This is a genomic window from Streptomyces sp. NPDC101151, assembly GCF_044768335.1.
In the GTDB taxonomy this organism is placed as follows: domain Bacteria; phylum Actinomycetota; class Actinomycetes; order Streptomycetales; family Streptomycetaceae; genus Streptomyces.
The window spans coordinates 173,526-186,027 of sequence record NZ_JBIWPP010000003.1; the positions used below are offsets into that span (position 1 = coordinate 173,526).

At 71.8% G+C, this 12,502-nt stretch carries 11 protein-coding genes and 1 pseudogene; 8 read left to right on the top strand and 4 right to left on the bottom strand.

Annotated features, from left to right (window positions below):
* Positions 1 to 11 precede the first annotated feature (11 nt).
* The gene (locus tag ACIRU3_RS06600; RefSeq protein WP_404052281.1) at positions 12 to 428 is read right to left on the bottom strand and encodes an SsgA family sporulation/cell division regulator; all 417 of its coding nucleotides are present in this window, start codon (positions 426 to 428) and stop codon (positions 12 to 14) included.
* 187 nt (positions 429 to 615) lie between these two features.
* Here ACIRU3_RS06600 and ACIRU3_RS06605 point away from each other — a divergent pair, with 187 nt between their 5' ends.
* Both ACIRU3_RS06605 and ACIRU3_RS06610 read left to right on the top strand, forming a co-directional pair.
* Positions 616 to 1,728 (top strand): WD40/YVTN/BNR-like repeat-containing protein, encoded by a 1,113-nt coding sequence (locus ACIRU3_RS06605; RefSeq protein ID WP_404052283.1) that lies wholly within the window; start codon positions 616 to 618, stop codon positions 1,726 to 1,728.
* 62 nt (positions 1,729 to 1,790) lie between these two features.
* Complete coding sequence (locus tag ACIRU3_RS06610; RefSeq protein ID WP_404052285.1) at positions 1,791 to 2,123, top strand: plasmid stabilization protein; 333 nt, start codon at positions 1,791 to 1,793, stop codon at positions 2,121 to 2,123.
* Positions 2,124 to 2,133: 10 nt separating this feature from the next.
* Here ACIRU3_RS06610 and ACIRU3_RS06615 read toward each other — a convergent pair whose 3' ends face one another.
* Positions 2,134 to 2,430, bottom strand: coding sequence for a YciI family protein (locus ACIRU3_RS06615; protein WP_404052288.1), 297 nt, complete (start codon positions 2,428 to 2,430; stop codon positions 2,134 to 2,136).
* Between the two features lie 61 nt (positions 2,431 to 2,491).
* Between ACIRU3_RS06615 and ACIRU3_RS06620 the strand changes: the two are divergent.
* Both ACIRU3_RS06620 and mmpA read left to right on the top strand, forming a co-directional pair.
* A pseudogene (locus ACIRU3_RS06620) lies at positions 2,492 to 3,175 on the top strand (endonuclease V); the annotation flags it as partial.
* 566 nt (positions 3,176 to 3,741) lie between these two features.
* Positions 3,742 to 3,888: a morphogenic membrane protein MmpA gene (gene mmpA / locus ACIRU3_RS06625; RefSeq protein ID WP_404052291.1), complete on the top strand. Its 147-nt coding sequence runs from the start codon at positions 3,742 to 3,744 to the stop codon at positions 3,886 to 3,888.
* 93 nt (positions 3,889 to 3,981) lie between these two features.
* Here mmpA and ACIRU3_RS06630 read toward each other — a convergent pair whose 3' ends face one another.
* On the bottom strand, positions 3,982 to 5,160 hold the full coding sequence (locus ACIRU3_RS06630; protein WP_404052293.1) for a saccharopine dehydrogenase family protein: 1,179 nt from the start codon (positions 5,158 to 5,160) through the stop codon (positions 3,982 to 3,984).
* A 211-nt stretch (positions 5,161 to 5,371) separates the two neighbouring features.
* On the opposite strand from ACIRU3_RS06630, the gene ACIRU3_RS06635 reads away from it, so the two are divergent.
* The 3 genes from ACIRU3_RS06635 (at position 5,372) to ACIRU3_RS06645 (ending at position 10,089) form a co-directional block, all read left to right on the top strand.
* On the top strand, positions 5,372 to 6,532 hold the full coding sequence (locus tag ACIRU3_RS06635) for a CaiB/BaiF CoA transferase family protein (protein WP_404052295.1): 1,161 nt from the start codon (positions 5,372 to 5,374) through the stop codon (positions 6,530 to 6,532).
* 72 nt (positions 6,533 to 6,604) lie between these two features.
* Positions 6,605 to 7,819, top strand: a complete 1,215-nt coding sequence (locus tag ACIRU3_RS06640; protein WP_404052299.1) for an acetyl-CoA C-acetyltransferase — start codon at positions 6,605 to 6,607, stop codon at positions 7,817 to 7,819.
* Between the two features lie 50 nt (positions 7,820 to 7,869).
* Positions 7,870 to 10,089: a 3-hydroxyacyl-CoA dehydrogenase NAD-binding domain-containing protein gene (locus ACIRU3_RS06645; RefSeq protein ID WP_404052302.1), complete on the top strand. Its 2,220-nt coding sequence runs from the start codon at positions 7,870 to 7,872 to the stop codon at positions 10,087 to 10,089.
* On the opposite strand, the gene ACIRU3_RS06650 is transcribed toward ACIRU3_RS06645, so the two are convergent.
* Positions 10,075 to 10,782: a MerR family transcriptional regulator gene (locus tag ACIRU3_RS06650; protein WP_404052305.1), complete on the bottom strand. Its 708-nt coding sequence runs from the start codon at positions 10,780 to 10,782 to the stop codon at positions 10,075 to 10,077. The two genes, ACIRU3_RS06645 and ACIRU3_RS06650, sit on opposite strands and share 15 nt — an antisense overlap.
* Positions 10,783 to 11,016: 234 nt before the next feature.
* Between ACIRU3_RS06650 and ACIRU3_RS06655 the strand changes: the two genes are divergently transcribed.
* Complete coding sequence (locus ACIRU3_RS06655) at positions 11,017 to 12,483, top strand: amino acid permease (RefSeq protein ID WP_404052307.1); 1,467 nt, start codon at positions 11,017 to 11,019, stop codon at positions 12,481 to 12,483.
* Positions 12,484 to 12,502 lie beyond the last annotated feature (19 nt).

Here is a 12,502-nt window from a genome sequence, read left to right on the forward strand (position 1 = left end):
GAACAGCCCTGTCAGCAGGCGTCCCGCATCAGCTCGTCCAGGTCGTGGTCGAGGTCCAGCTGGAGGTGCTCCAGGCCGACGGGCACCAGCTCGCCGGTCGCCTGCAGGAAGCGCCGTATCTCGCCGGAGCGCACGTGCACGACCGCGGTGCCCTCGGGGGCGTGGAACTCCAGCACGGTGCGGTCGTAGCCGTACGGCCGCACACGGACGTCCCCGCAGCCCTCCGGGCCGTGCAGCCCGGCCGCGAGCAGCTCGCGGGAGAAGGTCCAGCAGACCTCGACGCCCTCCAGCGTGGCCGGGGCCGGGAAGGTCATGCGGACGGCGAACGGATCGCTCCGGTCGTAGCGCAGCGTGGCGGGAATGCTCGGCATGCGCGGTGCGGCGGCGACGAGGCGTGCCTCTACGGGCTGCTCGATGACGGTGGACAACGCCTTGCTCCCTCGTGACGGCTGGACGTACTTCCGGGTGTGTGAGACCTGGTACTGGAAGAGACGACAGAAACGGCCGATGCGTGCACACCGGGAACGAGTGACATCGGTCACCGGCTTCATGCACGGGCCGGCGGCCGTGAGGTCCTCTGGACGGCGGCGGGCCGGTGGGCTAGCTTCGCCCGCCATGAGGCGCTTGGGGAGCACGCGGGGCAGGGGACGGACGGGCCGGCTGGTGGCGGCTGGGGTGGCGTGCGGGGCGGCGCTGGCCGTGCTGACGGTCCCGGCCGCGCAGGCGAGGCAGCTCGGCCAGGGAGGCCGGCAGAGCGTGCACTGGGAGGCGAAGGACAGCGGCACCCCGCAGGTGCGCTTCCGCGGACTGTCCGCCGTCGACAGCCACACCGCCTGGCTGGCCGGCACGGCAGGCACCGTATTGCGCACCACCGACGGCGGGTCGAGCTGGCGGAACGTCTCTCCGCCCGGCGTGGCCGACCTGGAGTTCCGGGACGTCGAGGCGTTCGACGCACGGCACGCGACGGTCCTGGCCATCGGCGAGGGCGAGGCCTCGCGCATCTACCGCACGGACGACGGCGGAGCGACCTGGACGGAGTCCTTCCGCAACACCGACCCCAAGGCCTTCTACGACTGCCTCGCCTTCTTCGACCGCCGTCACGGCCTCGCCATGAGCGACCCCGTGGACGGCAGGTTCCGCATCCTGTCCACCAGTGACGGCGGCCGCTCCTGGCGCGTGCTGCCCGCCGACGGCATGCCGGCCGCCCTGGACGGCGAGGCCGGCTTCGCCGCGAGCGGCCAGTGCCTGGTCACCTCCGGCCCGAAGGACGTCTGGCTGGCGACCGGCGGCGCCGCGCACGCGCGCGTGCTGCACTCCGCCGACCGCGGACTGACCTGGAGGGCCACCGAGACACCCGTCCCGGCGGGTGATCCGGCCAAGGGAGTCTTCGCGCTCGCCTTCCGCGACCGCACCCACGGCCTCGCGGTCGGCGGCGACTACCGCGCCGACCAGTCCTCGCCGCAGGCCGCGGCGGTCACCTCCGACGGCGGCCGTACCTGGCGGCCCGCCGCCACCCCGCCGCCCGCCTACCGCTCCGGCGCCGCCTGGCTCCCGCACAGCCGGAGCGCCGCGCTCGCCGTCGGTCCGACCGGCACCGACCTGACCACCGACGGCGGCCGCAGCTGGCGGACCATCGACACCGGCTCCTACGACACCGTCACCTGCACCCGCGACCTCAGCTGCTGGGCAGCCGGGGAGAAGGGGCGGGTGGCCCGGCTCGAACGCTGACGTACCAGGCCGGACCGCGGGTACTCGTTCCCTGCCGTAACGGAGCGAGGAGAGGAGCGGTCATGCCGCGCGGTTCCAGCCCCAAGCGGGAGCGTCAGTACGAGCACATCAAAGAGAGCGCGCGGGAGCGGGGCGAGAGCCCGAAGCGTGCCGAGGAGATCGCCGCGCGGACGGTCAACAAGGAACGTGCCCGCTCCGGCGAGTCCAGGACCGCCAGCCGCAGCTCGACGCAGGACATGTCGTCCGGCGAACGCGGCGGCCGGCGGTCGGGCAAGGGCTCCCAGGGCCCGACCTACGACCAGCTGTACAACGAGGCCAGGCAGCGGGGCATCGAGGGCCGTTCGGACATGAGCAAGGCGCAGCTGCAGCGCGCGCTGAACGCGAAGAAGGGCTGAGCCTGCCGGTTCAGCCCAGGGTCTGCCGGTGGCCTGCCAGCTCGGGGGCCGTCTTGGTGGCGATGAACTCCGTGATGCGGTACGTGCAGACCCCGGCGGCGACGAACGGGTCGCCCGCGGTGATCTCCTCGATGCGCGCGCGGTCCTCGGCGACGGCCAGGATCACCCCTCCGTCGCGGGGGTTCTTGCGCCCGGAGGCGAGGAAGAAGCCCTTCTCGTACTGCTCGTCGAGCCAGGCCACATGCGCCGGAATGACGGCGTCCACGGCGTCGAGCGGGGCGGTGTAGGACAGCTCCAGTACGAACATGATCATGACCCTACCCCCAGGCCGGGGACGGGGGTCGGCGGGCCGTACAGTCGTGGCCATCATGACGACCGTAGGCGTACCCGCGGGCTGGCCCGCGACCGAGGAAGAGGCCCGCGCGGTACAGGACGCACTGTGCGGGCAGGTGGTGCTGGACGAGCCGGGGCCGCCGCCCGGGACGGGCCATGTCACGGGTGTCGACGTCGCCTACGACGACGACCGTGACCTCGTCGCCGCGGCGGCCGTCGTCCTGGACGCGGCCACCCTGGAGGTCGTGTCGGAGACGACGGCCGTCGGCCGTATCTCGTTCCCGTACGTTCCCGGACTGCTCGCCTTCCGTGAGATCCCTACCGTGCGGGCCGCCCTGGACGCCCTGCTCTGCCCGCCGGGCCTTGTCGTGTGCGACGGCTACGGCCTCGCCCATCCGCGCCGCTTCGGCCTCGCCAGCCACCTCGGCGTGCTCACGGGCCTGCCGACCATCGGTGTCGCCAAGAACCCGTTCACGTTCACCCACGACGACCCCGGGCCCCGGCGGGGCAGTGCCGCACCGCTCCTGGCCGGCACCGAGGAGGTCGGCCGCGCCCTGCGCACCCGGGACGGCGTCAAGCCGGTCTTCGTGTCCGTCGGCCACCTGGTGAGCCTCGACAACGCCCTGGCGCACACGCTGGCACTGACCCCGAAATACCGCCTGCCGGAGACGACACGCAGGGCGGACGCGCTGTGCAGGCAGGCGCTGAAGAACGCGACCCGCCCCAGGAGCCCCCTCGCCGAGCGGGCGGCCGCGGACCCGGCCCGGAGCTGGGGCCGAACCGTGTACGAGGGCCGGCGCGACCCGGTGACCTGGGCGGGCCGGGTGCTCGGGGCCGCGGCCGAGGGGCTGGACAGGACACCGGAGATCGAGGCCGCCCTGGAGCTGGCCGCGGACCGCAGCCGGTGGAGTCAGGGGCGTGAGGTGTTCGAACTGGTCCGCGGCGGCGCGCCCCTGCCGGAGGAGCGGCTCACGACGGAACAGCGGCTGCTGTTCCGGCTGGCGGAACTCGTCGCCAAGGTCGCGCACAACGCGGCGGGGCCCCCGCCGTTCTTCGACCATCAGACCGGGTGGGACATCGGTCCCCTTGCCCACCGGCTCGCGGTCCTCGCCGACGACCCCGCCGTACGGGACCGGATCGCGGACGCCCTGGGGGAGTGGCCGCCGCCCGGCTCCGACGACGTTCCCCGAGGGACGTAGCGGCGCCGGTCGACGGGCGGCTGAGTACCCGGTCTGAGTATCCCTACGGATGTGCGTGCCCCGGGGCGATCGGCAGGCTGTGCCGCATGACGACGCACCGTGCACCCAAGCCGCTCGCGGACCCGAACCGGCCTGTCGAGCGTGCCGTGAACGCTGCCCTCGTGGTCGCCGTCCTCGCGGGGCTCGCCTGGATCGGCGGGATGCTCTGGACCCTGGTGGGGTGGCAGCTTTAGGGCCTGCCCGGCGGATCAGGCCGGAATCACGGGGACGAGGCACCGTTGCCCGGAGCCGGCCTGAACCGCCTGACAGGTCCCAGCGCCCGTGTCCTACCGGCCGGCCGCCACCCGGAAGGTGATCCCCGCCGCGCGCAGCCGCTCGGTCAGCCTGTCGCCCATCGCGGCGGCCGTGGTGACCTGTCCGGCGGTCGGCGGCAGTTCGTCGCAGGCCAGGCTGAGGGCCGCCTCGGCGAACATCTTCGCGGTCTCGTCGTAGCCCGGGTCGCCGCCCGCGACCTCGGTGAACACCCGCCGTCCGCCGCCCTCGCCGACGAAGCGCACCCGGAACCAGCTCTTCGCCCGCTTCTCCGGGCCGGGCCCCGCCCCGGGCCGCAGCCGGTCCGACAGCCAGCGCCGGGCGGGCGGCAGCTGGGCGGCGGCCGCGAGCGCGCCGACGGCGGCGACGCCGCCCGCGGCGATCGGCAGGTGCCTGACCGCCGCGTAGTGCCGGTAGCGGAAGTCGGGGCCGTACCGGTCCAGGGCCTTGGCCGAGCGGCGCACGATCTGCGGGTCGATGGTGGGCAGCGGCAGCGCCCAGGCGCCGACCTCCTTGGCGAACCGAGGCGCGCCCGTCGGCGCTGTCACCCGGCGCTCCAGCAGGCGCGGCTCGTAGCGGCCGCGTTCGCGCGCCGCGGCCATCATCCGCCGGCCGCGCGCGAACTGGTTCAGTGCCGAGGCCAGCGTGCCGCCGGAGAAAGCCGCGTCGGCGGTCACGAAGCCGTCCACGGTCAGCGGCACCCCTTCCGGCAGCTGCCGGACCGTGAAGTACACGCCCAGGTCGTGCGGTACGGAGTCGAAGCCGCAGGCGTGCACGAGACGGGCGCCGGTCTCCCGCGCGCGTGTGTCGTGCCGCACGTACATCAGGTCGACGAACTCGGGCTCGCCGGTGAGGTCGAGGTAGTCGGCCCCGGCGTCCGCGCAGGCGGCGACGAGTTCCTCGCCGTAGGTGAGGTACGGCCCCACGGTCGTGGCCACCACGCGCGCCTGCCCGGCGAGCGCGCGCAGGGTGGCAGGTTCGCGCACATCGGCCCGCAGCACCCCGATGCCGGAGCCGCCGGGCAGCCGGTCGCGCAGCTGCTCCAGCCTGCGTTCGTCGCGACCCGCGATCGCCCAGCGCAGGTCCTCGGGGGCATGGGCGGCGAGATACTCCGCGGTGAGCGTGCCGACGAAGCCGGTGGCTCCGAAGAGCACGATGTCGTAGGGACGATCCGTCCTTTTCAGCCTGCTCATGACACCCCTTGATCGTGCAGCCCGCGCCGCAGTCGGTGGCTGAGGCTAGCGTGAGCAGTGCGGAGCCGGACGACCGCCCCGGAGTGACGGTGGCACTCTTCGGGCACTTGTCTAAGCGCTTGCTCGTTCAGGTCTTGTGTCCGGTGGAACGTGTTCTTAGCATCACCGGTGTTACATCAGTTGTGTCACATGGGCTTGGGGGCAGGACGGCATGACGACGGCAGGGACCCCGAGGACCTCGGGGAACGGCCCGCTCAGCGGCGTGCGCGTGGTGGAGCTGGCCGGTATCGGGCCGGGCCCGTTCGCCGCCATGCTCCTCGCCGACCTGGGCGCCGACGTGGTCCGGGTGGACCGCCCCGGCGGTCCGGGCCTCGGGATCGACCCCGCGTACGACGTGACGAACCGGAACAAGCGTTCCGTGGTCGTCGACCTCAAGGCGCCGCACGGCCCCGCACGCGTCCTGGACCTGGCCGAACGGGCCGACGTCCTCATCGAGGGCTACCGCCCCGGAGTGGCCGAGCGGCTCGGTGTCGGCCCCGACGCCTGCCACGCCCGGAACCCCCGTCTGGTGTACGGCCGGATGACCGGCTGGGGCCAGGAAGGCCCCCTCGCCGACCGCGCCGGGCACGACGTGGCGTACATCGCCCTCACCGGCACCCTCGGCATGATCGGCCGCCCGGACGAGCCCCCGGCCGTCCCCGCCAACCTGCTCGGCGACTACGCGGGCGGCTCCCTCTACCTGGTCGTCGGAGTCCTTGCCGCCCTCCACCACACACGCGCGACGGGCACCGGCCAGGTCGTCGACGCGGCCATCGTGGACGGCACCGCACACCTGTCCGCGATGATCCACGGCATGCTGGCCGCGGGCGGCTGGCAGGACCGGCGCGGCGCCAACCTCCTGGACGGCGGCTGCCCGTACTACGGCACCTACGAGACCGCCGACGGCGGTCACATGGCGGTCGGCGCCCTGGAGACGCGGTTCTACGAGGAGTTCCTGCACCTGCTCGGCCTCGACGAACTGGCCCCGGCCCGCAAGGACTGGACCCGCTGGGGCGAGTTGCGCGAGCGCGTCGCCACCCGCTTCAAGTCCCGCACACGGGCCGAGTGGACGGCCGTCTTCGAGGGCTCCGACGCCTGCGTGGCCCCCGTCCTCTCCCTGAGCGAGGCCCCGCACCACCCGCACCTGGCCGCCCGCGGCACCTTCACCGACCACGGAGGCATCACCCAGCCGGCCCCCGCCCCCCGCTTCTCCGAGACCCCCACCACCGTCCGCACCGGCCCGGCCCTGCCGGGCACCGACACCGAGGCGGTGGCGCGGGACTGGGGCATACCTGATCTCGTGAACGACGACCTCGTCCCGGACGGTGGCTGAGCCCGCCCTGCCGACGACCCCCGCCCCGGGCGACCGACTCCCGCTCGGCCCACCCTCCCGAAAGGCACATCAGTGAGCACCGAAGCGTACGTGTACGACGCGATCCGCACCCCGCGCGGCCGCGGCAAGGCGAACGGCGCCCTGCACGGCACGAAGCCCATCGACCTGGTCGTCGGCCTCATCCACGAGATCCGCGCCCGTTTCCCGGGCCTCGACCCGGCCGCGATCGACGACATCGTGCTCGGCGTCGTCGGCCCGGTGGGCGACCAGGGCTCCGACATCGCCCGGATCGCCGCGATCGCCGCCGGACTGCCGGACACCGTCGCGGGCGTCCAGGAGAACCGCTTCTGTGCCTCCGGCCTGGAGGCCGTCAACCTGGCCGCCATGAAGGTCCGCTCGGGCTGGGAGGACCTGGTGCTGGCCGGCGGCGTGGAGTCGATGTCCCGAGTGCCGATGGCCTCGGACGGCGGCGCCTGGTTCAACGACCCGATGACCAACCTGGCCGTCAACTTCGTGCCGCAGGGCATCGGCGCGGACCTCATCGCGACCATCGAGGGCTTCTCCCGGCGGGACGTCGACGAGTACGCGGCGCTGTCCCAGGAGCGCGCCGCGACGGCCTGGAAGGAGGGCCGCTTCGAGCGCTCCGTCGTCCCCGTCAAGGACCGCAGCGGCCTCGTCGTCCTGGACCACGACGAGCATCTGCGCCCCGGCACCACCGCCGACTCCCTGGCGAAGCTCAAGGCGTCCTTCGCGGACATCGGCGAGCTGGGCGGCTTCGACGCCGTCGCGCTGCAGAAGTACCACTGGGTGGAGAAGATCGACCACGTTCACCACGCGGGCAACTCCTCCGGCATCGTGGACGGCGCCTCGCTGGTCGCGATCGGCTCCAAGGAGGTCGGCGAGCGCCACGGCCTCACCCCGCGCGCGCGGATCGTCTCCGCCGCCGTGTCCGGCTCCGAACCCACCATCATGCTCACCGGGCCCGCTCCGGCCACCCGCAAGGCGCTCGCCAAGGCCGGGCTGACCATCGACGACATCGACCTGGTCGAGATCAACGAGGCGTTCGCGGCGGTCGTGCTGCGCTTCGTGAAGGACATGGGCCTGTCCCTGGACAAGGTCAATGTCAACGGCGGCGCCATCGCCCTCGGCCACCCCCTGGGTGCGACCGGCGCGATGATCCTCGGCTCCCTCCTGGACGAACTGGAGCGCCAGGACAAGCGGTACGGCCTCGCCACCCTCTGCGTGGGCGGCGGCATGGGTATCGCCACCATCGTCGAGCGCATCTGAACTCCCCGCGGAACCACGAGACTTCAGAGACTTCAACGGAGACGACTGTCATGACCGAGAGCACCACCATCCGCTGGGAACAGGACGACACCGGTGTCGTCACCCTCGTCCTCGACGACCCCAACCAGTCCGCGAACACCATGAACCAGGCGTTCCGCGACTCCCTCGCCGCCATCACCGACCGCCTGGAGGCCGAGCAGGAGTCGATCCGCGGCATCATCTTCACCTCGGCGAAGAAGACCTTCTTCGCCGGCGGTGACCTGCGCGACCTGATCCGGGTCACGCCGGAGACCGCGCAGGACCTGTTCGACGGCGGCCTCGCCATCAAGCGCAACCTGCGCCGCATCGAGACGCTCGGCAAGCCGGTCGTCGCGGCGATCAACGGCGCCGCCCTGGGCGGCGGTTTCGAACTGGCCCTCGCCTGCCACCACCGGGTCGCCCTCGACACCTCCGGCACCAAGATCGGCTGCCCCGAGGTCACCCTCGGACTGCTTCCCGGAGGTGGCGGCGTCGTCCGCACCGTACGCCTGCTGGGCATCGCGGACGCCCTGCTGAAGGTGCTGCTCCAGGGCACCCAGTACAACGCGAAGCGAGCCCAGGAGAACGGTCTCGTCCATGAGGTCGCCGCCACGCCGGAGGAGCTGCTCGCCAAGGCTCGCGCCTTCATCGACGCCAACCCCGAGTCGCAGCAGCCCTGGGACAAGCCGGGCTACAAGATCCCCGGCGGTACGCCCGCCAACCCCAGGTTCGCCGCCAACCTGCCCGCCTTCCCGGCCACCCTGCGCAAGCAGACCAACGGCGCCCCCTATCCGGCCCCGCGCAACATCCTCGCCGCGGCCGTCGAGGGCTCCCAGGTCGACTTCGAGACCGCCCAGGTCATCGAGGCCCGCTACTTCGTGGAGCTGGCCGCGGGGCAGACGTCGAAGAACATGATCCAGGCGTTCTTCTTCGACCTCCAGGCCGTCAACTCGGGTGCGAACCGGCCGAAGGGCATCGAGCCCCGCCAGGTCCGCAAGGTCGCCGTCCTCGGCGCCGGCATGATGGGCGCCGGCATCGCCTACTCGTGCGCCCGCGCGGGCATCGAGGTCGTCCTGAAGGACGTCTCGGCGGAGGCGGCCGCCAAGGGCAAGGGCTACTCCGAGAAGCTGTGCGCCAAGGCCGTCGCCAAGGGCCGTACCAGCCAGGAGAAGGCGGACGCGCTGCTCGCCCGCATCACCCCCAGCGCCGACGCGGCCGATCTCGCGGGCTGCGACGCGGTGATCGAGGCCGTCTTCGAGGACACGGCCCTCAAGCACAAGGTCTTCCAGGAGATCGAGGCCGTCGTCGCGCCGGACGCGCTGCTGTGCTCCAACACCTCCACCCTGCCCATCACCGCCCTCGCCGAGGGTGTGGAGCGCCAGAGCGACTTCATCGGACTGCACTTCTTCTCGCCCGTCGACAAGATGCCGCTGGTCGAGATCATCAAGGGCGAGCGCACCGGCGACGAGGCCCTCGCGCGCGCCTTCGACCTGGTCCGGCAGATCAACAAGACGCCGATCGTCGTCAACGACTCGCGCGGCTTCTTCACCTCCCGGGTGATCGGCCACTTCATCAACGAGGGCGTCGCCATGGTCGGCGAGGGCGTCGAGCCCGCCTCCGTGGAACAGGCCGCGGCCCAGGCCGGCTACCCGGCCAAGGTGCTCTCCCTCATGGACGAGCTGACCCTCACCCTCCCGCGCAAGATCCGCAACGAGTCGAAGCGGGCCGTGGAGGAGGCGGGCGGCACCTGGTCCGCACACCCGGCGGAGGCGGTCATCGACCGCATGGTCGACGAGTTCGGCCGCCCCGGCCGCAGCGGCGGAGCCGGCTTCTACGACTACTCGGAGGACGGCAAGCGCGCCGGGCTGTGGCCGGGACTGCGCGAGCACTTCGGGGGTTCCGGGGGTCGCCCCCCGGGCAAGCGCAGCACCGAGCCCGGTCACGAGATCCCCTTCCGCGACATGCAGGAGCGGATGCTCTTCTCCGAGGCGCTCGACACCGTACGGCTCCTCGAGGAGGACGTGCTGACCTCTGTCGCCGACGCCAACATCGGCTCCATCCTCGGCATCGGCTTCCCCGGCTGGACCGGTGGTGTGCTCCAGTACATCAACGGCTACGAGGGAGGCCTGCCCGGCTTCGTGGCACGCGCGCGTGAACTCGCGGAGCGCTACGGCGACCGGTTCACGCCGCCCGCGCTGCTCGTCGAGAAGGCGGCGAAGGGGGAGCGGTTCAGCGACTCAGCCCGTTCGTGATCCGGTGACCCACTCGCTCAGCTCCTCCCGCAGCGAGCGCTGGAACGTCGTCAGCAGCGCCTGCACCACCAAAGGGTGCATGTGCGCCGACAGGGACTTCACGTCCCGGGCGTCCCGCTCCGCCACCTCGCCGCGGAAGAGCTGAGCCAGCTCGTGGGCCGCGGCGCGCGAGTGCTCGATGAGCACCTTGCGCGCCGCGAGGATCGCATCCTCCGACAGCGGTACGTCGAGCAGCCGGACGCCGAGCCGGAGCAGCCCGGAGTCGACACGGAACGTGTCCCCGTCCCCCTGCATGACGACGTTCATCGCCGCCAGCCGCTCGATGTCCTCGGCGGCGAGCGGCCGTCCCGCCCGCCGCTCCAGTTCCCGCCGCGACACCGTCTCCTCCAGGTCCGGCGCCCACGAGGCGACCACCGCGCGGTGGATGGCCAGGTCGTGCGGGGTGAGGTCCGGCGGCAGCTGCCCCAGATACCGCTCGATCGCCGCGAGCGTCATGCCCTGCTGCTGCAACTCCTCGATGAGGGCCAGCCGCGCCACGTGCCCGGGCCCGTAGCGACCCACTCGGCGTGGACCGATCACCGGGGGCGGCAGAAGCCCCTTGCCGCCGTAGAAGCGGACGGTGCGGACCGTGACGCCCGCCCGCGCGGCCAGCTCGTCGATGGTGAGGGTCGGCTCCTCGGCCTCGGTCGTCATGTGCAGCAGTATCGCTGTCTCACCAAGGGTGTGAAAGCTCGGGTGAACGGCGTGTGGACCCCGTATGGATCATGTGAGAAGTAACGCTCTGTGACATGGGCCACCGCATACCCGGCGATCTCTCTGGGAAGCTGCTGCCTTGGTCTGTACCGCGACACACAGGGTGGTGCGGGCCGAACTGTACGGACACCCGGGCCCACGAGGTCCGGGCGCACCAGGAAGTTGGAACCACCCGTGAGCAAGGAAGCCGTGGAATCGGCACAGGCGGCCGCCCGTCCCCAGGCGGCCCAGACGCCCGCGGACGCGGGCGACGCCGGCTACAGCAAGGACCTCAAGGCCCGTCACGTCAACATGATCGCCATCGGCGGTGCCATCGGCACCGGCCTCCTCCTGGGCGCCGGCGGCCGACTGCACAACGCCGGCCCGGCACTCGCCCTGGCCTACCTGGTCTGCGGCGTCTTCGCCTTCTTCGTCGTCCGGGCCCTGGGCGAGCTGGTCCTGTACCGGCCGTCCTCCGGTTCCTTCGTGTCGTACGCGCGGGAGTTCCTCGGCGAGAAGGGCGCCTACGTCGCCGGCTGGATGTACTTCCTGAACTGGTCGACCACCGGCATCGCCGACATCACCGCGATCGCGCTCTACACGCATTACTGGAGCATGTTCACGACCGTCCCGCAGTGGGTGCTGGCGCTGATCGCCCTCGCGGTGGTCCTCGCCGTGAACCTGATCTCGGTGAAGATCTTCGGCGAGATGGAGTTCTGGTTCGCGATCATCAAGGTCGCCACCATTGTGGGCTTCATGCTGATCGGCATCTTCCTGCTCGCCACCCAGCACAAGGTGGGCGGCCACACCCCCGGCCTGAGCGTGATCACCGACCACGGTGGCGTCTTCCCGCACGGCGTCATGCCGGTCGTCCTCGTCATGCAGGGCGTGATCTTTGCGTACGCCGCCCTGGAACTGGTCGGCGTCGCCGCGGGCGAGACCGCCGAGCCGGAGAAGGTCGTCCCGCGCGCGGTGAACTCGATCATGTGGCGCGTGGGCCTGTTCTACGTCGGCTCGGTCGTGCTGCTCGCCCTGCTGCTGCCCGGCTCGGTGTACTCCGCCGACCAGAGCCCGTTCGTCACGGTCCTGTCGAAGATCGGCATCCCGGCGGCCGGCGACGTGATGAACCTGGTCGTGCTGACCGCCGCGATGTCCTCGCTGAACTCGGGCCTGTACTCCACCGGCCGCATCCTGCGCTCGATGGCCATGGCGGGCTCCGCCCCGAAGTTCACCGCACGCATGAACCGCAGCCAGGTCCCCTACGGCGGCATCCTGCTGACCTGTGCTGTCTGCGTGCTCGGTGTCGGCCTGAACTACCTGATGCCCAGCCAGGCCTTCGAGATCGTGCTGAACATCGCCTCGCTGGGCATCATCAGCACCTGGGTGATCATCATGCTCTGCCACATGATCTTCGTCCGGCGGGCCCGCGCGGGCCTGGCCACGCGGCCCCACTTCCGGCTGAAGGGCAGCCCGGTCACGGAGATCGCCACGATCACCTTCCTGCTGGTCTGCCTCGGCATGATGTGGAACGACCCGGACGTCGGCCGCAAGACCCTGCTGCTCATCCCGGTGATCGCCCTGCTGCTGGTCGGCGGCTGGTTCGGCGTCCGCCGCCGGGTCTCCCGGGAGACCGACAAGGAACTGACAGAGCTGTCGCGATGACGAAGTAGCGGCTCACGCC

Coding starts and splice junctions, on each gene's coding strand:
- ACIRU3_RS06610 (WP_404052285.1), top strand. CDS start 1,791: ATGCCGCGCGGTTCCAGCCCCAAGCGGGAGCGTCAGTACGAGCACATC.
- mmpA (WP_404052291.1), top strand. CDS start 3,742: ATGACGACGCACCGTGCACCCAAGCCGCTCGCGGACCCGAACCGGCCT.
- ACIRU3_RS06635 (WP_404052295.1), top strand. CDS start 5,372: ATGACGACGGCAGGGACCCCGAGGACCTCGGGGAACGGCCCGCTCAGC.
- ACIRU3_RS06645 (WP_404052302.1), top strand. CDS start 7,870: ATGACCGAGAGCACCACCATCCGCTGGGAACAGGACGACACCGGTGTC.
- ACIRU3_RS06650 (WP_404052305.1), bottom strand. CDS start 10,782: ATGACGACCGAGGCCGAGGAGCCGACCCTCACCATCGACGAGCTGGCC.
- ACIRU3_RS06615 (WP_404052288.1), bottom strand. CDS start 2,430: ATGTTCGTACTGGAGCTGTCCTACACCGCCCCGCTCGACGCCGTGGAC.
- ACIRU3_RS06605 (WP_404052283.1), top strand. CDS start 616: ATGAGGCGCTTGGGGAGCACGCGGGGCAGGGGACGGACGGGCCGGCTG.
- ACIRU3_RS06630 (WP_404052293.1), bottom strand. CDS start 5,160: ATGAGCAGGCTGAAAAGGACGGATCGTCCCTACGACATCGTGCTCTTC.